The organism is Schlesneria sp. (genome assembly GCF_036405755.1).
Taxonomy (GTDB): domain Bacteria; phylum Planctomycetota; class Planctomycetia; order Planctomycetales; family Planctomycetaceae; genus Schlesneria; species Schlesneria sphaerica.
Genome location: NZ_DASWWZ010000095.1, coordinates 16,199 through 37,327 on the forward strand (window position 1 = coordinate 16,199; position 21,129 = coordinate 37,327).

The following is a 21,129-nucleotide window of genomic DNA, read 5'->3' on the forward strand; positions in this document are numbered from 1 at the left end:
TGAATCCCGAGAAGTTCGAGGCATCACACATTAGCTCCAGGCCCTGCGTCAGGCGTTTTCACTGGTCGTCAGTGGAGGAAGTTCAATTGCATCGTCCATTCGGAATCCTTGAATCAAACACCTGTCGCCTCTGCAGGTTTCTGCTGTTCATCGTTGTGCTGGGAAGTACCTCAGAGCTGGGCCGCACAGAAGAAGCACCGACCGCTTCCACGGTCCAGAGCGTCATCGCGACGCCGCTGACCCCCGGCGACCACTCACGTTATCTCTATTCCGGTGCCGAGAAGCGATCCTACATCCTGCACGTTCCTCCGGGCTATGACCCTAAAAAACCAACGCCGGTCGTCCTGGCCCTGCATGGTGCCGCCATGAATGGTTCCATGATGGTCTGGTTCACAAATCTGAATAAAACCGCCGACGCAAAAGGATTCATCGCCGTCTATCCCAGCGGTACGGGTCCCGGTCCCCTGAGGACGTGGAACGCTGGCGGCCTGATTAGCCGACTGAAGGGAAAGAAAACGGACGATGTCGCGTTTATTGGACATCTGCTGGACGAACTCGAATCAATCGCGAACGTCGATCGAAATCGGATCTATGCCTGTGGGATGAGTAACGGTGGAATGATGTCCTATCGGCTGGCTTCAGAAATGTCCGACCGAATCGCCGCCATTGCGGCCGTCTCGGGAACGATGGCGATGGATCTCCCTGAACCACCTCGAGCTGTCCCTGTACTGCACTTTCACGGTACGAGTGACGGGATCGTCCCCTATGGTTCCCCCATCAATCTAACGCCACCTGTATTCCAACTGCTTGGTGCTGAAGACACGGTCGCATATTGGGCTAAACGCAATGGATGCGAAGAAGAATGTCAGGTCGACATGCTTTCCAGAGAAGGAGACAAGCGAACGGTCACCCGTCGTACTTACCCGCAGAAGGCGACAGCAGCGGACGTGGTCCTGGTTGTCATCGACGGCGGTGGGCATACCTGGCCCGGTCGTCAGGTACCCATTGCGTTCCTGGGCCGCTGTGCGCGCAACATTTCTGCGAACGAATTGATCTGGGAATTCTTTGAAAAGCACCCTCTCAAACAAAACGTGCCCCGGTGAATCCAGGCGCGATGAATGCCGACTTGCAGAGAATCCCGTTGGACACGGTCACACTATCGTTTGCGCTGCGCGTCTGAACGGAGCTGTTGTGACGTTGTCGATAGCAAAGTCAGCCAATCTCCCGTACGTTTCACCCCAGCCAGAGTGTATTGGCTTGCGAACAGCCTATCATTGACGACCGCTGAGGTTTCGTTCATCGCTGCGTCCCGGAGATCGGATGTCCAGAATTTTCTACAGTATGGCCGGCGAAGGGCGTGGGCATGCCGTGCGGGTGATGACGCTGGTGGAGCATCTGAAAAGTGAACATGAAATCGTCTTGTTCGCTTCGGGGGATGCGTATGAATTTCTGTCGAAATCGTACGGGGAACGACAATCTGAGAATGTCCGGTTGCAGAAGATCCCAGGCCTGAACTTTCGTTATACGGGTGGCAAACTGGATCTGTTTAAGTCCACTGCGGCAGCGATGAAATTTGGCTGGCGGGTCCTGCCGCAACTTGTCGATACGCTTCGAAAGCAGATCGAACTCGAAAAGCCAGACCTGGCCATCTCCGACTTTGAACCCGCGCTTCCCCGGGCAAGTCGACTGACGGGGCTCCCCTGGATGAGTATCGATCACCAGCATGTGCTGCTTGCCTACGATCTCAGCAGTTTACCACTCCTGCTGCGACGCTACGCGTGGTGGATGAGCTGGGCGGTTCGCTGGTACTACGGTTGGGGGCCCTACACTCCGGTCGCCTCATCGTTCTACACACCTCCCTTGAAGAAGGGCTTTGAACACGTCGTGCAAATCGGCCCCATGTTAAGGCCGGATGTCGTGGCAACGATCCCTACAACGAATCGATTCCTGCTGTCCTATCTCCGCACCAATACTCCCCCAGCCGTGATCGAGATTCTGGCCCAATCGGGGTGGCCTGTACGCGTCTATGGCCTGGGGGAACGCCCCGCCATGGGGCAAGTCACTTTTCACGCAATCGACGAACATCGTTTCGTCGCCGATCTTGCTTCCTGCACGGCGCTCGTCAGCGCTGCGGGAAATCAGTTGCTGGGTGAGGCCCTGTTTTACGGAAAGCCTGTCTTTGCGATCCCGGAAGAAATGCATCACGAGCAGCAGATCAATGCTCACTTTCTGCGACAGATGGGGGCAGGAGACTGGATGACCGTCGAATCGTTCACAGCGCGCCGCTTCCTTGAGTTTCTGGGTCGAGTCGACGACTACAGAACAAGTCTCCTTCCGCTGAAAGGGACGATCAACGGCACCCCCCAGGCGCTGGCAGCTATTAAGAGCGCGCTTCAGCGAAACGCTTCCAACTGAGGGTGCGCATGACGGACACAGGCTGCAGTCTCTCGCACCGACGCCCGCTCAAATTCCAAAGCCTCCACGACCGATCAGGTCTTCGGAGCCATCAGACTGATGCGAAGATTCTTGTCGTAGTGGGCCGTTGCGATCTGAAGTCCATCGGGATGCAGGCTGAGGTCACGAGCGACATTGCCAAGGTTGAGCGTATGAAACTCATCCTTCTGGTCGTATTTCCAGAAGAACAGGTGACCGCCCCCCTGCCCACCCGTCGCTCCGATCAGGAACCCTTCCGGCTTACAGGTCAGTCCCCATGCCGTTCCCTGCACACCACCTTTACTGAGATGGGTTACTGCATCCTTTCCCTGTTCCCAGTCAATCTGCACGATGATGGGATTCCCGACTCCTGCAAACGCATTTGAGACGTTGGTGATTCCCCCGGCGAACAGCCGCTTTCCGTCTGCATGGAATTCAAGGCAGAAAGGACCGCCGTAATACGCCATGAAGCCCGGGTCGTATTTCGAGAGACTCGCAATTTCGAAAGTGCGTACCTGTTTTCCCGTCTCCACTTCCCAATGCACGAACTTCGCGGTTAAATCCCCCGAAACAAGTTGCTTACCGTCCGGATGAAATGCCACGCCGTAGACGTGTCGTTCATGCCCGAGTAACTCACGTACCAGTCCCCCGTCTGCGAGTGACCATAATTTGACTTTCAGGTCGTTGCCGCAGGACGCCAGAAACTGACCATCGGGACTGACGGCAAAGTCACGAATCCAGCCATCGTGTCCCTGCACGGTCCTCAGTGGAACAGGAGCGTCCGCGGCGGCCGACCACCAGATCAGCTTTCCATCGTGCCCGCCCGTGATCAGGGTCTCTCCGTTCGCCGAGAACGCCAAACTGCGCACCCAACTTTCGTGCCCGATGAATTCGACCTTGTTTCCTGTCGCCAGTTCCCAGCGGACGACCTTGGAATCTTCGGCTCCCGCAAAGACAAATCTTCCTGTCGGATCGATACGACACGAGATGAGGGGACTGGTGTGCGCCAGCGTCTTGGCAATATGGGTCTGCATGGGGTCAGCGGACATAATGAGCTTTTCTACTGAATGGGGGGACGATCATCACAGCTCAAGTTGACTCGTCAAAGTAAGCAGGTAATCAAGCAAGCTGAGGCGAGGACAATTCAGGCGGGTAGGACAGTCGGAAAGATCAGTTATTCAGGGAAGCGGTCAGCAGGTCAAATCGCAATCAGTCTCCGCTGAGTGGCGGGACCACCCTTCAATGTTAGCGGGACCGAAGTCTATAACGAAGTCTCAAAGGCAACCCGTTTCGAATTCGATCGTGCCAGATCAGGCCAGCAATTCGGTGATGACTCGACTGGTTTCGGGAACCAGGGGAATCGGACGGCCAGTCCGGTCCGGCAGAAAAATGTGCGGTTCAATTCCCAGCAGATGATACATGGTCGCCAGCACGTCTTTCGGTCCGACCGGGTTTGAAACAACTTCGCCTGCGTGCTTATCAGTGGCCCCCACGACGCGTCCGCGCGCGATTCCGCCCCCGGCAAACAGTGCAGAGTAGGCTTGCGACCAGTGATCACGCCCGCCTCCTTCGACCCCCGCAATCTTGGGCGTGCGACCATGCTCGCTGATACAGACGACCAGCGTGTCGTCCAATTGCCCACGTCGGTCCAGATCCAGGACCAGGCCAGAGAATGCCTTGTCGAGGCCCGGCAGCAGCTGGTCGACCATGCGGGGGAAGTGGTTCCAGTGCGTATCCCACGCATCCCCGGCCAGACCGTATTCGTCCCAGAACACACTGACCAGCCGGGTCCCGGCGTCGAGCATCCGGCGAGCGGCAAGGCATGATTGTCCGAAGAGCGTCATGCCGTAGAGTTCGCGAGTCTCCTGCGATTCCTGTCGGACATCGAGTGCCGACACAACTGCGGGGGACTGAATGAGTGAATGCGCCATCTGCTGGAATGTTGACAGCGATCGACCACCCAGGGACTGATCGAGATCTCGGCGGGCCACGTCGATCTGCTGAAGCAGCGACCGACGACGATCGAGTCGATCCAGTGTCAGTTCGGCAGGAAGTGAAGTCGACGCCATCCGGAAATAAGCATCGGATGTACAACCAACGTAGGGATCAAAGATTTCTTCCCGCCGGGCACCCAGGGTCTTGTAGACAGAACGGTCTGCCCGTCCTTCAAACTCGGTCCAGACCGGATTGTAGGCGGATCCCAGATACGCGGCATACGGCCCGGCGCGATGGACCTCTCCTGTCCGCTGCGAACTGAACGGGAACGGCAGGGCCACATTCTGAGGAAACGGCGACATCCCACCACGGCGCTGCCGGTCGATGTACTCCACCGCACTGCCGAAATAGGGATGATGTTTCGGATCGTTCGGACTAAGTTCCATGTTCACGTCGATCACAGGCGTCCCTGTCATCGCATGGGCCACGCCGTGAATCGGATATTCATGGTGAATCGATCTCAATACCCCGACACGATCCATCATCCGGGCCATGTTCGGCATGTGCTCACAGACATCAAGGCCCGGCACGACCGACGGAATCGGCTTCATCGTTCCCCGGATCTCGACCGGCGCTTCCGGCTTCATGTCCACGGTTTCCATCTGGCTGGGTGAGCCGTACAGAAACAGGATGATGCAGCGTTTGGCCTGTCCGAACCCATCAGGCATTTTCGTCGCAGAGGTGCTCGTGGCTTCGGCCGCGCGGGCTGCGTCGGCTTGCAGCAGGTGAGGAAGCGACAAACCGAACAGGCTCGTTCCACCCGCCTCCAGAAGTTCCCGCCGGGTTAACCCATTACAAAGCTGTCTAGGGGAACTGAGTAGTCGCAGCATACCGGCATCCTCGTAAGGTGGACGAATCAACATCATTTTATGCTCTCGACATTTACCACCGCAAGTCGTAGCTCCTTCGGCTGTCAATTTGGAGGTATCTGGAAGTTGTGGGTCACCGCAGGAATTTGCGAAGAAACGTGAGTCCCGGACGGGTCGACCCTCCGAACGAGCGTCCAGGTGACCTCCGTCAGGGACCTCCGCTGGAAGTGAGCATCGCATCGGATGTAGCATTCCCGTAGAGAAAAACTTCAAAAGGGAACTTTGTGTCGGCCGACTTCTTTCAACAATTGATTCGCAACCTTGATCTCGAAGCCGACGCCGTGAAGGCCGAGACGCTGCGGCTTTCACGCAAGGCATCAGGGGATCAGGCCGAGCGGACCGGTACGACAATCGTCGATCTCGCCATTCGCGACGAGACGGCCGGGTTTGGAGGGCGCGTCATCCTCACACTCGGCAAGCGTGACCGCAGGCAGCAGCTCCCCTGGTCTCGACTTCACTCGGGAACACCGATCCTGCTATCGGAGGAACAGGGACGTGAACAGGAGGGCTGGAGAGGAGTCGTCACTGATCGCAACCGCGAAACGATCACGGTGGTGCTCAGCGATTCCCCCGAGACGACGGCCGATCGTCCGACGTTTCGGATCGATCTTTCGTCAGACGAAATCGCTCGACAGCGTCAACGAAACGCTCTTAAGCGAGTTGCTGAAATCGACCGAGGTCGCCTGGCGGCGCTCAAAAGCCGCTTGCTGGGCGAAGACGCACCGGAGTTCAACCCCGGCCGCGAGTGGATCCCCCTGTCCCCCTTGGACGCATCGCAGCACGCTGCCGTTAGTCACGCACTGTCCGCCGAGCATGTGGCCATCATCCATGGTCCACCCGGAACAGGTAAGACCACCACAGTCGTCGAACTGATCCGGCAGTCCGTCCGGCGGGGTGAACGGGTGCTGGCCTGTGCCGCCAGTAATCTGGCAGTAGACAATCTCTTTGAGCGACTGCTTGCAGCAGGAGAACGAGTGATCCGGATCGGACACCCGGCACGGGTCTTGCCGCAGCTCCGCGACCATACTTTGGACCTGCTAGTTGAATCCCACCCGGATTTGCGACTCGCCCGGGAATGGACAAAGCAAGCGTGGATCCTGCGACGTCAGGCAGGTAAGTTCACTCGGTCGGCCCCCGAGCCCGGGGCGCGCCGTGAGGCCCGGGATGAGGCCAAACGGCTCCTTCACGATGCCAGACAACTCGAGTCCCGCCTCGTCACCTACCTGCTCGATTCAGCGCAGATCGTTTGCAGTACCCTCACCGGGCTTAACGAGGATTTACTGGAAGACCGGCAATTCGATCTGGTGGTGATCGACGAAGCGGCTCAGGCAACCGAGCCCCCCTGCTGGCTCCCACTTCTCCGCAGCCGGCGTCTCGTCCTGACCGGGGATCACTGCCAGTTGCCCCCAACGATTATCTGTCCTGAAGCCAGGCGAAAAGGGTTAGGCGTCAGCCTGATGGAGCGGTTGGTGAAACGTTGGGGAACGTCGATCTCGCGCAGACTGACAACTCAATATCGGATGAACGCGGCAATCATGCAGTTCTCTTCGAACGAGTTCTATGATGGGGAACTGACCGCCGCCGCCTCAGTCCGGGAGCATCGACTCTGCGAACTACCCAAGGTCGCCGAACTTCCCCTGACACAATCTTCGCTCCAGTTCTATGACACCGCAGGATCCGACTGCGATGAACAAACTGATCCGGAAGGCAGCAGCATCCAGAATCAGGGCGAAGCCAATTTCGTAATCGGTCAAGTCCAGGAACTGATCGCATCGGGTCTGAATCCGGACGATATCGCTGTGATCACGCCCTATGCCGCTCAGGCGCGACTCATCCGCGACCTGCTCAGCAGCGAAGCCGTCGAAGTTGATACCGTCGATGGTTTCCAGGGACGGGAAAAAGAAGCCGTCGTGATCTCACTGGTCCGCTCGAATTTGAAGGGAGAAATCGGCTTCCTGAACGATACCCGCCGGATGAATGTGGCGTTGACCCGCGCCCGCCGCAAACTGATCGTTTTTGGGGACAGTGCCACGCTCGCCAACCATGAGTTCTACTTACGACTGCTGGAGTATTTCGAACAGCAGAATGCCTACGGCACGGTCTGGGAGATTCCGACTCTGGCAACCTGATCCCGCGGGGGACATCCCCATCGTGTCCGACAGGATTCAGATCTCCGCTGCCGAACCGGCCGATTGAGAGGTCGTCCTCCGGTCATTCCCATTTTCCTGGGCTGCCACCGGAATGACACGTCTTTTCCCGTAGGCGGAGCCGGGTGGCTGAATGACCCGCAGCACGAGGATCCAGACAATTAGAGCAACAACGGCGGCAAGCAGCGGATGTACGCCCATGACCATTAAGACGATGGCTGACAGCATTCCTAAGCTCTCGGGAGGAATGGCGCTCCCATACGCACGCCGTCTTTCAGGTGACACCTTTGGTAACCATCGCGAACTGGAAGATCTGACGAATACTTCGCGGGCGTTGCCCCAAAGCAGTCGGACTAACGCCACGAACAGCACACCCCAAAAACTGAGAAGCAACCCCGCAATCGCTCCGACCAAGATCACTTCGGCAAGACCGATCTTTGAATTAAATTGGTGAAACGCGATTGAGACTGTCATTCCGGTCAGAAATAAGAACAGCAAGAGCCGCCCGGATATGTGCTGAAAGAGGATTGTCGTGGTGGGGTTATTCCAGGGACTCACTGGGGTCTGTGAAACTGGCAAGCCGGTTTGCTGCGCTGACGGCGTTGCGGGTTCCGCTTCTGCAGAAACCCCTTCTGACACTCCCCTGGGTTTGGCTACTACGGTCGGCTGCTGTACATGGGCCAGCCAGTTCTCCAGTTCTTCCGCAACGGCCTTGGCAGATTGAAACCGCTCGTCCGGTTTCTTTGCCAAGAGCTTCATTGTGATATTGCACAACCAATCAGGAATATCGGGGTTGAGCTCCTGGATCTGCCGAGGGGGATCATGGCAGACTCGCTTTAATACTCCCATGGCAGTACTCGCACGGAAGGGAGAATGCCCCACACACATCGCGTAAATCACACTTCCCAGACTGAACAGATCGGCCCGGTAATCGACGGCATCTCCATTTGCCTGTTCTGGAGCCATATACTGCGGCGTTCCGGCAATGGCTCCGCTTTGCGTCAGGCTGGCGTCATCGACGGCACGAGCCAGCCCAAAGTCCGTCAATTTGACTCGTTGGATTCCATTTTCCAGCAGGATATTGGATGGCTTAACGTCGCGATGGACTAACCCTTGCGCGTGAGCCGCAGCGAGGCCGGATGCCGTCTGCATTCCGATCCGCAGAATCTCCTTCAGCTCGAGCGCTCCTTCTGCATCAATCTTCTGCTGAAGGGAACGACCTGCGACATACTGCATCACGATTCTGGGTTGCTCGGCGACGTCTTCGATGGCATGGATCGTAATCACATGGTCATGACTGACGGCAGCGATGGCTTGAGCCTCCCGGACAAATCGGCGACGAGCATGCGGATTGTGAGCCAGATAGGGAGCCAGAACTTTGACGGCGACAACGCGATGCAGCGTCGGATCGAATGCCCGCAGCACGATTCCCATTCCCCCTTGACCAACGACTTCCGTGACTTCGTAGTGTCCGAGTCTACCGATCGAATTCGGCACGTCAGAAGGCTGAAGGAAGTCGATCTCCGCACGCCGCCGGGAAGCAGGCTCCGCGATGTCCACGAAATCCTCCCCCTTCATCTGCTGCATGGCATCGGACAGAACCGGTTCAACGGGGAGACCCTCCTGCTCACGCAGTTTCCCCAGTTCTGAGTCCCATGACTCACTCACGACCACCAGCGACGCCAGCGCCTGCTGACATCGGGCGCAGCTCTCGAGATGGGTTTGAATCGCCTGCTGCATCTCCCCGGAAACCGCACCGTCGATCAAGCCCCGCAGGTCGTCCCGGGTGGGACACGCGATCGTGAAGTGTGTCATGATTTTGACTTTCCTGAGTTACAGAACGTGTTCGTTGCCAATCCTCACCCGTCGCCCGCCATTGCAGCAAAATGAGCCCACGGCCTGAAAATCGCAGGGCCTTGCACCATTCACGATCGATGCTTGCGCCGTCGACGGCTGAAGCCCGCGATCGCAAAAATTCTTCCCGATGCCAGCGAGGCTACTCCTCTCCAACGAGCTGTTTCACCTGCTCCTTCAACCGGTTCAGGACTCGACCTTTGGCCAGATAGACCGCTGCCAAACTCAGACCCAGTTGCTCCGCCACCATTGGCCCGGGCAACCCATCGACGGCCGTCCGCCAGAACGCTTGCCAGGTCGATGGAGTGAAGTCCTGCTTCACAATTTTGGCCGCGTAATGGAATAGTTGCCGGCTGTAATCGGTGTCCCAATCTCCATCGGCAGATTCGTTCACTCCCGCTTGCGGTTGTTCTTCCAAAAGCCGTTGAGCCACTGAGTCTCCCGTGGCACGCTCACGCACTCCTTCTCTTCTCCAGTGATCAATCAAGCGGTTCTGGACAATCGTGAACAGCCAGCTGCGGAAGGTCCCGTTCCTGGGGTCGTACTCAAGTGAGTTCGCGGCCAATGCAACTTGCCGTAAAACATCCTGAGTTAAGTCCGCAGCATCCGCATCCTGCAAACCTCGCTTTCTGAGAAACCCATAAACGAGCGGTGCATACAGGTCGATGAACCGCTCCCACGCCTCCTGGTCACGGGCGTTTCGAATCCGAAAAAGCAATGTCGGCCGTGTCGGGGGTGTGCTTGTCATATCTGCCTCATTCAGCACGTACGAATCACTCCGCTAAACCTATCGCGAAAATTCGAGAATTGCGTCTCGCAAACAACACACCCGGAAATTCGCCGGGGCATAGCAGCCCCTTTCGCTTGCCCATCACAGGATTGCGTCCCATGATTTCCGGTTATCCATTCTTAATTCGTTCGCTCGATTCGTTCCGATCGCGTCTGGTGGCTGACATTCACCACAGACTGAACTCTTATTTCGCGAGCCGTTGTGACTATGAAAATTTCGCGCATCTTTGCTCACCGGGTCGAACTTCCCCTCGTTGAAGGTTCCTACAAATGGTCTGGAGGAAAGTCCGTATCCGTCTTCGACAGTACGATTGTGGGGGTCGAAACGGATACGGGGCTGATTGGCTACGGGGAAGTCTGTCCGCTGGGGCCGTTTTATCTTCCCGCTTATGCCGAAGGAGTGCGAGCCGGGCTGAAAGAACTGGCACCGCACCTGATCGGACTGGACCCGAGGGAACTCGCTGTCATTAACCACCGGATGGACGCGGCACTCAAGGGGCATCCCTACGTCAAATCCGGCATCGATATCGCCTGCTGGGATCTCCTCGGAAAATCGACATCACTCCCGGTTTGTATGCTGATGGGAGGACGCTTTGGCGACAGCGTGCGGCTTTACCGGGCGATTTCACAGGAATCTCCCGATGCCATGGCGGTCAAGGTCGCGGGGTATCGAGAAGCAGGCTACACGCGATTTCAATTGAAGGTGGGGGGCGATCCCGACACCGATATTGAGCGGATTCGTGCGGTACGTGCGATGTTGCAACCATCAGACCGCCTGGTCGCCGATGCGAATACGGGCTGGACGCAGCACGAAGCCATCCGAGTCGTTCGAGCTGTTCGTGATATCGACGTCTATATCGAACAGCCATGTCTGACCTATGAAGAATGTCTGGCGGTGAGACGACACACAGATCATCCATTCGTCCTCGACGAAAACATTGATCACCTGAGCATGCTGCTGCGAGCCAAGGCGGATCTCGCCATGGACGTCGTGAACCTGAAAATCAGTAAGCTCGGGGGCCTCACCCGGACAAAGCAGGTTCGTGATCTCTGCGTTTCCATGGGGATCGCGATGACGCTGGAAGACAGTTGGGGCGGGGACATCACCACAGCGGCGATCGCGCATCTGGCGCACAGTACACCGGAAGAATTTCGCTTCACCAGCACCGACTTTAACAGCTATGTGACTGTCAGCATTGCCGAGGGAGCCCCCTGTCGAGTTCAGGGAACGATGCAGGCAAGCTGTACCCCAGGACTTGGCATTACACCACGGGCCGATGTCATTGGTCCACGAATTGTGGAGGTTCGATGAGATTCCCATTCACCCCCCAGCCGCCCGTCAAATCTCGTGGCACCATGTTCGGTCTCGCGATCGGAACGATCCTTCTCACGATCACAGTTCCCGTTTTCGCTGACGAGCCATCATCTCAAAAAGCCGAGTTTCCGCGTCCTCAATTGCAGATGATCAATGGCAGTCCCCAGACCATCGATATTTTCTGGCAGAAATCATCCACTGAAAAAGTTCCCAGCGGGACGGTCGAACCCGGCAAGGATTTGATTCTCTCTACGACCTTGGGACATCAGTTTGAAGTCGTGGGTCGGGACGACAAGGCGTCGGCTCGCGTGACGAGCGAAGTGACTTACCAGGGGTTCCGCTTAGATCCACAGGGAAAAAATGGGATTCCGGCTTTCTACGAGCAGTCGGTGAGTGTCGATGGGTTTCCGATCGTGGCCTCGAGTCGGGTCAATCCCTATGCACTGAAAGAAGCCGCTTACCTCGTGAAGATGATGCTTGCCAGACGACCTGACGTGCGTGAGGCAATGATCAAAAGCGGAGCGAGAATGTGCATTATGGCGCGGGACGAGTTTACAACGGACCTGCCAGAATTCGCCCAACTCGCAGGCGAGAAGGTTCCCGACTTTGACGGAATCGCTCCCAAAGATTACTGGGACGCGCGTGCTCGTGGCCTGGGGGGAAGTGAGACCGATCCCTACTGCTCGGTCGCGGAAGAAAACCTGCTGGGTTTTCCGGGTGACCCGTACGAAGCAGAAAACATTCTGATTCATGAGTTTGCTCATAGCATTCATTTGCGTGGGATGGTTAATGTCGATCCGACATTCGACCGCCGACTGAAAGAGACCTACGACGCAGCCATGAATGCTGGCCTCTGGAAGGGGAAGTACGCGTCCGTGAACCACCACGAGTACTTCGCCGAAGGAGTCCAGTCATGGTTTGATAACAACCGCATCAATGACCATGACCACAATCATGTCAACACGCGAGAGCTACTGCTGGAGTACGACCCGGGACTTGCTGCTCTGTGCCGCGAAGTCTTTGGCGAAACCGAACTCAAGTACACCAAACCTGCCACACGTCTGACGGGCCACCTGCAGGGGTACGAACCGCAGCAGGCGCCAAAGTTTGAATGGCCAAAGCGACTTCTGAACGCTCAAGCTGCGATCCGAGCTCAGGCACTCGCTCGCAATGTTGCGGCCGCAGAAACGAACGATAAAACGGTTCGCAATCTGTCAGGATGGGTCGTCCATGTGCATCCTCAGTTGCTCGTAAACCTGTCCGCAGAAACTACGAAGGCTCTGGAACTGCTTCACCGGCAACTTTCGGAAATTGAGCGTGTCGTCCCGCCGGGTCCTTTGGCGGAACTGAAGAAAGTCCCCCTCTGGTTCTCTCCCGAGTACCCCAACACGCCTCCCCTGGCGGAATATCACCCGGCGGCCGATTGGCTGCGAGATCATGGTCGTGACCCCGCGATGGCACAGGGAATCGAATTCACAAATATCGGCATCTTCGAGGCCGAGATCCGACGTATGCCGAACTTCGCCCTGCATGAGCTGGCTCATGCCTATCACCATCGCGTACTGAAGGACGGGTTCGAGAATTCTGTGATCCGAGAAGCGTTTGAACGGGCCCGCTCCAGTGGTGACTACGACAATGTGGAACGACAGGATGCAGAAGGCCGCAAGAGTCGCGGTCGCGCTTATGCCATGACGAACCCTCAAGAGTTTTTTGCTGAGACGACAGAGGCCTACTTCAGCCGAAACGACTTCTTTCCCTACAACGCGATCGAACTCAAGCAGCTCGATCCCCGCACCTACGACGTTTTGACCAGCGTATGGAACGTGGAACGAAAGGACGCAGACACGATGCCGACCGACGCCGACCAGACACTGGCAAGAATCTTTCAGGAATACCTGGAAGCGGATTTTACTTTTAGCCCTTTACGCGGTTCACGGCTGGGTGACCGCCGATTTGATTCGTTGCTCGACGATGTCTCTTCCGAGACCCGTCAGAAACGTTTCGGACTGACACAGGCAACACTTGACCGCCTGGCCAGAGAAATCTCCTACTCATCGCTATCGCGCGAGGGACAGGTCGATTTTGAGATCCTGCGCGACTCGTTGAAACTCGACCTTTGGCTTGAAGAGGTCGAGCGTCCCTATGAGACAGACCCCAGGATCTATACGGGACTGGCGACCGATTGTGTTTATAGCTTGCTCACCCAATCGACCCAGTCGAAAGAGTCTGCGATTACTCACGCACTGAATCGCATGCAGGCGATTCCCAGGATCCTGGTCGCGGCGCGCTCCAATCTGAAGAACCCGCCCCGAATCGTAACCGAAACGGCAATCCTTCAGAACAAGGGTGCCATCGCATTCTTCCAACAGGATCTGCTCGAGATCATCGGAAACTCGCCACAGCGGGAGGCGGTGCAGAGTGCGGCAGCAACTGTCGTCGAAGAGTTGAAACGCCACCAGAAATTCCTTGAGGACGAACTGCTTCCTCGCGCGAACGGTGAGTGGCGGCTGGGGAGAGAGAAATTTGCAAAGAAACTCGAAATGGTGCTGGATGCGGGCGTCACCGCAGATGACGTTCTCGCTGAAGCAGAGGCCAACTTGAAGTTGGTTCGTAGCGATCTGCTGCTCATCGCGAAGCTGCTCTGGGGACGCTATTTCCCCCGTCATCCATTCCCTCCCGATGATGAAGCGGGGCGGCAGTCTGCCATTCAGCAGGTCCTTCAGGAAATCGGTCGAGACCACAGCTCAGCAGAGGAACTGGCAAACGATGCTCGTGCCACCGTCCTAACCATCAAGCAGTTCATCAAAGACCGCAATCTTCTGCGACTGCCCGATCCTGACCGGTGCGAAATCATCGAGATGCCCGAATTCCAGCGGGGAAACAGCGTCGCCTTTCTGGAACCCGCCCCCCCGCTCGATCCCCATACGGCCAGCATCTATGCCATCAGCCCTCCTCCGGCAGACTGGGACCGCTCACGCGTCGCCAGTTTTCTGGGTGAGTACAATCGCCAGATGCTCAAGATACTGACAATCCATGAGGCCTATCCGGGCCACTATGTCCAGTTGGAATACGCCAACCTAAATCCGTCTCTCATACGTAAAGTTCTGGGATCCGGCGTCTACGCCGAAGGATGGGCGAACTACTGCGAGCAAATGATGCTCGATCAGGGTTATGGTGAGGGGGACCCGGCCCTGCGAATGATGCAGCTCAAGTTCCGACTTCGCAGCGTCGCAAATGCCATCCTTGATCACAAAATGCACTGCACTGAAATGTCGGATGATGAGGCCCTGCGGTTCCTGACCGAAGACGCCTTTCAGGCCGAAGGGGAAGCTCGACTGAAGGTCGTTCGCGCCAAACAGTCATCGTGTCAGCTTTCGACCTATTTCGTCGGTTGTTCTGCTTTCCTCCGACTCCGCCAACAGATCCAGCGATCGATGGGGACCGAATTCGACCTCGGACGCTTTCACGAAGCCGTCATCAACGAAGCCTCTGTGCCCGTCAAATTCCTGCCGGAACTCGTAGGACGCAGCCTGAAGCGGACTGAAGATAACGCTTCCAGGAAACAGTGAGAAAAAGAGTTGGTGGCACAGGCTCCGTGGCAATCCTCGATTCGCACTACACAACTCCGCATCGACTGTGATGCCAGCAATATGGGACAGGAGCCAGTTCCATCTTCAGTCCACAGGCTGTTAGTGATCCTCATCGCGAGCCAGACGTTCGCGGGCGATGAGGATCGAGTCGTGCAGTTTCTTTTCGAGCAATTCTCGAGGAGGAAGCTCGGTTAAATATTGTGCGACGCGGATCCCACTTTCATTCAGCCGTAAGAGTTCGACGTGCTCTTGTGACTTGTCAGCGCACAGGATCAGGCCCAGAGGAGGTTCTTCTCCCGGATGGGTGTCATGCTGCTGGAGCCAGCGTAGGTACAATTCCATCTGCCCCTTGTCAGCCGCCTGAAACTTCCCCAGCTTCAGGTCAATTGCCACCAGGCACCGCAGCCGACGATGGTAGAACAAGAGATCCAGGTAGTAATCTTCGTTGTCGACCGTAATTCGTTTCTGTCGGGCTACGAATGCGAAATCGGTCCCCATCTCCAGGATAAAAGATTCCAGCTCTCGCAAGATCGCATCTTCGACATCCTTTTCGATGTGCGGCCCCGTGAGACCCAGAAAATCAAGAAAGTAAGGGTCCCGGAAGACCAGATCGGGTGTCATGCGGTCTTCGTCCCGCAGAGCAGCGATGTCTCGGGCGATCAGTTCGTCCGGCTTTTTGCTGACAGCAGTCCGCTCATAGAGCAAATGGCCGATTTTGTGCCGCAGTGTTCGGACGCTCCACCGCTCCACACGGCACACTTCGGCGTAGAAATCTCGCTTGAGCGAGTCTTCCAGCGTCAGGATCTCTATGAAGTGACTCCAACTCAATTGTGTCGACAGCGCCGTCACAATTGCTTCGTCTCGAAAATAGTCGGCGATTTGCATCATCCGAAAAAGGTTCCGGCGACCAAAGCCTCGTCCAAACTCAGCCGTCAATTCCACGGATACTGTCTGTACCACTTCCTTGCCGTATTCGGCACGTTCGTTTTTCAGGACCTCTTCACGAATCCGTTTTCCGATTCGCCAGTACATGATGACCAGCGTCGAATTGACCGCTCGCGCTGTCTGTTCTCTCGCGGCTTCGATCACTTGTCGAAGGTCGCCCAATAACGAAGGCCGTATCGCTGGTCCGGTCTTCGCTTCAGCCAGGGCATTCCTCGGGGAAGTCTTCTTCGCCATGTTTGAAGGCCTTACCTGCAATCACCCGAAACCGTCAGTGATCAATTCACGGGGACAGTCAACCTTGCGACCGTGATGCCAGTGAGGCCTGAATCAGCCTCACGAAGAAATTTCACCGGCAATTTTGAGGAAGTTTTTGAGCAGTTCAATGCCCCCTTCGGTCAGAAAACTTTCCGGATGGAACTGAACTCCGTGGATGGGATGGACTCGGTGCCGCAAGCCCATGATTTCTCGCGGATGTCCCGGGAAGTCGGCCCAGGCCGTGACTTCGAGTTCAGGGCTCAGCGTCGCTTCGGGAACGTGAAGGCTGTGGTAGCGGGTTGCAGTGAAGGGATTGGGCAATCCTTCGAAGACACCTGTTCCAAGGTGATGGATCGGCGAGACCTTTCCATGCATCAGCCGTTCAGCACGCACGACCGGCGAATGAAAGACTTCGGCCATGGACTGATGCCCGAGACACACACCCAGCGTCGGGATATGGGGGCCCAGTTGCCGGATCAGTTCCATCGAGATCCCGGCCTCATGCGGAGTACAAGGGCCGGGCGAAACCACAATTCCACTGGGCTTTAACGCGGCAATTTCATCGATTGTGATTTCATCGTTTCGTGCGACTCGTACATCCACTCGTGAGTCGATCTCGCCAAACCGCTGCACCAGGTTGTAAGTAAACGAATCGTAGTTATCGAGGATGAACAGCATGTCTTCATTATCGCTGGGGGGTCAAGGCTGACTGCACAACAGGGCAACATTGTCAGGGCAGTTTCCACTGGAGAGAGTGGGAAGTAAACTGACGCTCCGAGATTTTCCTTCATCGCCAACCGCGAATGACTGACAGCGTTGTTTTGCGGGATTCGATTCTGGACAATCCAAGCCTCATTCAAAGCCCTCAAAACCGTGGAAAAGAAGCTGATGTCGACCACCTTCAATCGCAGAGAATTTCTCGGAACGACGGCCACAATCGCTGCAACCACCTCGCTGCTGGCCCCCGCGGTGGCATCGGCTGCTCCGGAAAACACTCAGCCTTTTCGCATTTGTCTGAATACCAGCACGATTCGCGACTGCCCTTACAAAGGGAACAAGCTCGACATTCTCGGTGCCATTGAAGTTGCGTCGAAAGCAGGTTATGCCGGAATTGAGCCGTGGATTGGCGAAATTGACAACTATGTCAAATCAGGTGGTACCCTGTCTGATCTGCGAAAGCGAATCGCCGATGCGGGACTTCAGGTGGAAAGTGCGATTGGGTTTGCGGCATTTCTCGCGGAAGACGAAGCTGAGCGAAAACGTGGCCTGGAAGAAGCCAGGCGATGTATGGGACTTGTCCGGGAAATCGGTGGAGAACGTCTGGCCGCTCCTCCCGTCGGCGTGACCGATAAAACGGGGCTTGATCCATATCAACTCGCAGACCGATACCGGGCGCTCTGCGAACTGGGGCAAGCAGAAGGAGTCCTGCCTCAACTGGAACTCTGGGGCTTTTCCAAGACGTTGGCGCGACTGGGAGAAGTCGCCTTCATCGGCGTTGAAGCAGCTCATCCCAGTGCCTGTTTCCTCCTCGACGTCTACCACATTTTCAAGGGAGGCTCGAGCTTCGAGGGGCTGGCCATGTTCGCCGGATCCCGGATGCACAATTTCCACGTCAATGATTACCCGGCAACGCCCGCCCGCGACAGCATCAACGACGCCCATCGCGTCTATCCGGGTGACGGAATTGCGCCGCTCGGCATGATCTTTCGAACTTTGCGAGATGCAGGCTATCGCGGCGCCGTTTCGCTTGAACTCTTCAATCGAGACTACTGGAAGCAAGATGCTCTCGAGGTCGCGCGGACGGGGTTCAACAAAACAAAATCCGCGATTGAACAAGCGTTCGCCAACTCTTGACTCCCGGTGCCGGGTAATACTTGCAGAGGATCGTCTTGCTGTGAATCGACATCGGGTAGCGAACGTTTCGGATATTCCACAGGGAGAAGGGCGCGAGTTTGTGGTGGCTGGCCGGATCGTGGCCATTTTTCACGTCGAGGGACGCTTTCATGCCCTGGACGGGATCTGTCCGCATGCCGGAGGACCGCTCGCGCGCGGCGCTCTTTCCGGAACGACAGTCACCTGCCCCTGGCACGGCTGGCAGTTTGATGTGACATCAGGCCGACACTGTTTGAACGCGCAATTGAAGCATCCCTGCTTTGAAGTCATCGTCGAGGGTTCCGAACTCTACGTCGAGTTGCCTGAAGCCTAGCGACTTGTGACAACAAAATTCCGCCTTGCGCCACTGCATCAGAGTCTCTCGAAAATGGAGCGGCTGCTCATTTTTCGAGGTGAGACAGGCTGCTGAGTGCCCCGGGGCGATCGTTCTGTGACAGACTGACGTTTATTTATGACAAATCGATACTTGCCCTCCTCCCGTTCCCAGCGAAGAGGCAGGCATCGCAAGTGAGACCACGAACAGGTCGTGCGTCCTTGCGAAGTGCCTCCACATGAATTTCCTGTGATGGAATCTGTCGGTCGCAACGAGTAAAACTTGTGAAAGACTGCAGCGGAACGTTCCCTTCGCCACATTGGCAGGAGATGCACTATGTCTGGATCCGGATCGCAACTCGATCAACTCAAAAAATTCACGGTCGTTGTCGCCGACACCGGGGATTTCGAGTCGATGAAGCAGTATCAGCCACAAGATGCGACCACCAATCCGTCACTGATCCTGGCTGCCGCTTCCAAGCCGGAATATGCCTATCTTGTCGACAAAGCCGTGACAGACCGAAAGGGGTCAGGGTTATCGGGTGCACAACAGGTCGAAGACGTGATCGATCATGTCCTGGTCAATTTCGGGATCGAAATCCTGAAGATCGTACCCGGACGAGTCTCAACAGAAACCGACGCGCGACTGTCATTCGACACAATGGGAACACTCGCCAAGGCCCGGCAGTTAATTGACATCTATGAGAAAAATGGGATTTCCCGAGATCGAATCCTGATCAAAATTGCATCCACGTGGGAGGGAATTCGGGCTGCCGAAATCCTCGAACGCGAAGGAATCCACTGCAACCTGACGCTGCTCTTTTCGTTCCCGCAAGCAGTCGCCTGTGCAGAAGCGAAAGTCCGACTGATTTCTCCCTTCGTCGGTCGAATTCTTGACTGGTACAAAGCGGCAACCAAGAAGGAATACGCCCCGGCAGAAGACCCCGGAGTCCGCTCGGTGACGGAGATTTACGAGTACTACAAGAAGTTCGACTACCAGACAGAAATTATGGGAGCCAGCTTCCGCAATAAAGGTGAGATTACCGAGCTCGCCGGTTGTGATCTGTTGACCATCAGCCCCGCACTCCTCGGGGAACTTGCGGCTTCGACGGATCCCCTGCCCCGTAAACTGGACGCCAGCGCGGCGAAGTCATCGAAGTGGGAGAAGCAGACACTGGATGAAAAGAGCTTCCGCTTCCTGTTGAATGAAGACGCCATGGCGACCGAGAAAACCGCAGAAGGGATTCGGAAGTTCTCGGCGGATATTCTTAAGCTCGAGCAACTCATCGCCGGAAAACTTCGCTGATCCGTCAGCTTTGTCCTGCCGCGCGCAATCCGTTACATTGCCGCACTGTCGGGTTCCTTAACGCAAGGCACCCCCGGCCACCAGTGGTTTACTTTCATGCCCATAAATTCCTCAAAGCGTCGTGAGCGTCAGATTCTAGCCGCAGAAGGTTATCTGGCGCTCAACATGCCTGACCACGCACTACGCGAGTTGGGACACATCGAAGATGTCGGCGATGAGCGATACAATGTCAGCATGCTGCATGGCGAAGCCTTGTTGATGAAAGGAGAGATGCAACCGGCGCTTGACGACTTCCGCGAAGCTCACAAGGAAAAACCGACTGAGCTGAACGCGCTGATGCGGATGGCCTGGTGCTACAAAAGAGTGGACCAGCTCCCCAGGGCGATTGACGCCATGAAGCTGGCCTATCAGTTCCACAAGGATGTTCCCGTCGTCCTGTACAATCTCGCTTGCTATTACTCGCTCGCGGGAGAAAAGTTCGAGGCCCTCTCTTGGCTCGGGAGGGCGTTCCGAATGGATCGTGAACTGCTTAAACTTGTCCCCCGGGAAACAGATTTCGACCCCCTGCGAAACGATCTCGATTTTCAACACTTAATGGCATTAACGAGCAGTCAGAAGTAAAAGCATCATGAAGGTTTACGGAATCATCCCTGCCCGCTTGCACTCGACTCGCCTGCCAAGAAAGTTACTGCTGGCCGAAACGGGGCGTCCCCTGCTCCAATACACGTGGAATTCGGCGTCGCAGGCTCGCAGTCTCAGCCACTTGATCGTCGCTGCAGACGATGACGAAATTGCACGGACCGTCGCTCATTTCGGTGGACGGTCGGAAATGACCGGCGAACACCCGAGCGGTACCGATCGCATCGCTGAAGTCGCACGCCGAAGCTGCCCCGACGGTGACATCTTCGTCAACATCCAGGGGGACGAACCCGAGATCAATCCCGCGAACATCGACGCCGTGGTCCAGGCACTGATCGACTTCCCTGATGCCGATATGGCCACACTGGGAACACCCATGCGGTCCCTCGAACAGGTTCAGGCAACTTCCTGCGTCAAAGTTGTTACGGGTGCCGACGGCCGGGCTCTGTATTTCAGTCGCGCCCCGATCCCGTTTTGTCGGGATCGTGAAGCCGCAGAAGTCCTGGAAGCCGAGCATCCCTGGACCTTACACATTGGTATCTACGCATACCGGCGCGACTTTTTGCTCAGGCTGACGCAATTGGCTCCATCAAGACTGGAGCAACTTGAGAAGCTTGAGCAATTAAGAGCGTTGGAAGCGGGTGCCCGGATCCAAGTCGCAATTGTTGAGCATCACTCAGTTGGCATCGACACACCTGAGGACTATGCTCGATTCGTCCAGAGGATGAAAGCAGCGGAATGAAGCCGGTTCTCATCGCACTCATCATTCCCCCTTTATCCATCCTTC

At 56.4% G+C, this 21,129-nt stretch carries 16 protein-coding genes; 10 read left to right on the forward strand and 6 right to left on the reverse strand.

The window, feature by feature from the left end; translation table 11 throughout:
- Positions 1-86 precede the first annotated feature (86 nt).
- Both VGE80_RS03170 and VGE80_RS03175 read left to right on the forward strand, forming a co-directional pair.
- Positions 87-1,103, forward strand: a complete 1,017-nt coding sequence (locus VGE80_RS03170; protein ID WP_440591649.1) for an extracellular catalytic domain type 1 short-chain-length polyhydroxyalkanoate depolymerase — start codon at positions 87-89, stop codon at positions 1,101-1,103.
- Between the two features lie 217 nt (positions 1,104-1,320).
- Entirely contained in the window at positions 1,321-2,415 is a 1,095-nt protein-coding gene (locus tag VGE80_RS03175; protein ID WP_373650749.1) for a glycosyltransferase family protein, read from the forward strand.
- Positions 2,416-2,489: 74 nt separating this feature from the next.
- Here the strand turns inward: VGE80_RS03175 and VGE80_RS03180 are convergent, their stop codons facing one another.
- Entirely contained in the window at positions 2,490-3,482 is a 993-nt protein-coding gene (locus tag VGE80_RS03180; protein ID WP_373650748.1) for a WD40 repeat domain-containing protein, read from the reverse strand.
- Positions 3,483-3,743: 261 nt separating this feature from the next.
- Positions 3,744-5,294 carry a DUF1501 domain-containing protein gene (locus tag VGE80_RS03185; protein ID WP_373650747.1) on the reverse strand — a complete coding sequence of 517 codons (1,551 nt, stop codon included), beginning with the start codon at positions 5,292-5,294 and terminating at the stop codon, positions 3,744-3,746.
- Positions 5,295-5,521: 227 nt separating this feature from the next.
- Between VGE80_RS03185 and VGE80_RS03190 the strand changes: the two genes are divergently transcribed.
- On the forward strand, positions 5,522-7,426 hold the full coding sequence (locus tag VGE80_RS03190; RefSeq protein WP_440591650.1) for an AAA domain-containing protein: 1,905 nt from the start codon (positions 5,522-5,524) through the stop codon (positions 7,424-7,426).
- 36 nt (positions 7,427-7,462) lie between these two features.
- Here the strand turns inward: VGE80_RS03190 and VGE80_RS03195 are convergent, their stop codons facing one another.
- Both VGE80_RS03195 and VGE80_RS03200 read right to left on the reverse strand, forming a co-directional pair.
- On the reverse strand, positions 7,463-9,259 hold the full coding sequence (locus VGE80_RS03195) for a protein kinase domain-containing protein (RefSeq protein ID WP_440591651.1): 1,797 nt from the start codon (positions 9,257-9,259) through the stop codon (positions 7,463-7,465).
- Positions 9,260-9,440: 181 nt separating this feature from the next.
- Complete coding sequence (locus VGE80_RS03200) at positions 9,441-10,046, reverse strand: RNA polymerase sigma factor (protein ID WP_373650744.1); 606 nt, start codon at positions 10,044-10,046, stop codon at positions 9,441-9,443.
- Positions 10,047-10,295: 249 nt separating this feature from the next.
- Here VGE80_RS03200 and VGE80_RS03205 point away from each other — a divergent pair, with 249 nt between their 5' ends.
- Both VGE80_RS03205 and VGE80_RS03210 read left to right on the forward strand, forming a co-directional pair.
- The gene (locus VGE80_RS03205) at positions 10,296-11,399 is read left to right on the forward strand and encodes a cis-3-hydroxy-L-proline dehydratase (protein WP_440591652.1); all 1,104 of its coding nucleotides are present in this window, start codon (positions 10,296-10,298) and stop codon (positions 11,397-11,399) included.
- Complete coding sequence (locus VGE80_RS03210) at positions 11,396-14,971, forward strand: DUF885 family protein (RefSeq protein WP_440591653.1); 3,576 nt, start codon at positions 11,396-11,398, stop codon at positions 14,969-14,971. Before VGE80_RS03205 ends, VGE80_RS03210 begins: the two co-directional genes overlap by 4 nt.
- 120 nt (positions 14,972-15,091) lie before the next feature.
- On the opposite strand, the gene VGE80_RS03215 is transcribed toward VGE80_RS03210, so the two are convergent.
- Positions 15,092-16,171 carry a PDDEXK nuclease domain-containing protein gene (locus VGE80_RS03215; protein WP_440591654.1) on the reverse strand — a complete coding sequence of 360 codons (1,080 nt, stop codon included), beginning with the start codon at positions 16,169-16,171 and terminating at the stop codon, positions 15,092-15,094.
- Between the two features lie 99 nt (positions 16,172-16,270).
- Positions 16,271-16,870, reverse strand: a complete 600-nt coding sequence (locus VGE80_RS03220; RefSeq protein WP_440591655.1) for an anthranilate synthase component II — start codon at positions 16,868-16,870, stop codon at positions 16,271-16,273.
- A gap of 210 nt (positions 16,871-17,080) precedes the next feature.
- Here VGE80_RS03220 and VGE80_RS03225 point away from each other — a divergent pair, with 210 nt between their 5' ends.
- From VGE80_RS03225 to kdsB, 5 genes are all read left to right on the forward strand, one after another.
- On the forward strand, positions 17,081-18,046 hold the full coding sequence (locus tag VGE80_RS03225) for a sugar phosphate isomerase/epimerase family protein (RefSeq protein WP_440591656.1): 966 nt from the start codon (positions 17,081-17,083) through the stop codon (positions 18,044-18,046).
- Between the two features lie 40 nt (positions 18,047-18,086).
- A complete protein-coding gene (locus VGE80_RS03230) occupies positions 18,087-18,398 on the forward strand; it encodes a Rieske (2Fe-2S) protein (RefSeq protein ID WP_373650738.1) in 312 nt (103 codons plus the stop codon).
- 336 nt (positions 18,399-18,734) lie between these two features.
- Positions 18,735-19,703, forward strand: a complete 969-nt coding sequence (gene tal / locus VGE80_RS03235; protein ID WP_397571188.1) for a transaldolase — start codon at positions 18,735-18,737, stop codon at positions 19,701-19,703.
- A gap of 96 nt (positions 19,704-19,799) precedes the next feature.
- Positions 19,800-20,324: a tetratricopeptide repeat protein gene (locus tag VGE80_RS03240; protein WP_440591657.1), complete on the forward strand. Its 525-nt coding sequence runs from the start codon at positions 19,800-19,802 to the stop codon at positions 20,322-20,324.
- 7 nt (positions 20,325-20,331) lie between these two features.
- Positions 20,332-21,084, forward strand: coding sequence for a 3-deoxy-manno-octulosonate cytidylyltransferase (kdsB, locus tag VGE80_RS03245; protein WP_440591658.1), 753 nt, complete (start codon positions 20,332-20,334; stop codon positions 21,082-21,084).
- Positions 21,085-21,129: the final 45 nt, after the last annotated feature.

Bases quoted from the DNA above. Each gene is read 5' to 3' on its own strand.
- VGE80_RS03175 (WP_373650749.1), top strand. From the start codon at position 1,321: ATGTCCAGAATTTTCTACAGTATGGCCGGCGAAGGGCGTGGGCATGCC.
- VGE80_RS03180 (WP_373650748.1), bottom strand. From the start codon at position 3,482: ATGTCCGCTGACCCCATGCAGACCCATATTGCCAAGACGCTGGCGCAC.
- VGE80_RS03185 (WP_373650747.1), bottom strand. From the start codon at position 5,294: ATGATGTTGATTCGTCCACCTTACGAGGATGCCGGTATGCTGCGACTA.
- VGE80_RS03195 (WP_440591651.1), bottom strand. From the start codon at position 9,259: ATGACACACTTCACGATCGCGTGTCCCACCCGGGACGACCTGCGGGGC.
- VGE80_RS03200 (WP_373650744.1), bottom strand. From the start codon at position 10,046: ATGACAAGCACACCCCCGACACGGCCGACATTGCTTTTTCGGATTCGA.
- VGE80_RS03205 (WP_440591652.1), top strand. From the start codon at position 10,296: ATGAAAATTTCGCGCATCTTTGCTCACCGGGTCGAACTTCCCCTCGTT.
- VGE80_RS03210 (WP_440591653.1), top strand. From the start codon at position 11,396: ATGAGATTCCCATTCACCCCCCAGCCGCCCGTCAAATCTCGTGGCACC.
- VGE80_RS03215 (WP_440591654.1), bottom strand. From the start codon at position 16,171: ATGGCGAAGAAGACTTCCCCGAGGAATGCCCTGGCTGAAGCGAAGACC.
- VGE80_RS03220 (WP_440591655.1), bottom strand. From the start codon at position 16,870: ATGCTGTTCATCCTCGATAACTACGATTCGTTTACTTACAACCTGGTG.
- VGE80_RS03225 (WP_440591656.1), top strand. From the start codon at position 17,081: ATGTCGACCACCTTCAATCGCAGAGAATTTCTCGGAACGACGGCCACA.
- tal (WP_397571188.1), top strand. From the start codon at position 18,735: ATGTCTGGATCCGGATCGCAACTCGATCAACTCAAAAAATTCACGGTC.
- VGE80_RS03240 (WP_440591657.1), top strand. From the start codon at position 19,800: ATGCCCATAAATTCCTCAAAGCGTCGTGAGCGTCAGATTCTAGCCGCA.
- kdsB (WP_440591658.1), top strand. From the start codon at position 20,332: ATGAAGGTTTACGGAATCATCCCTGCCCGCTTGCACTCGACTCGCCTG.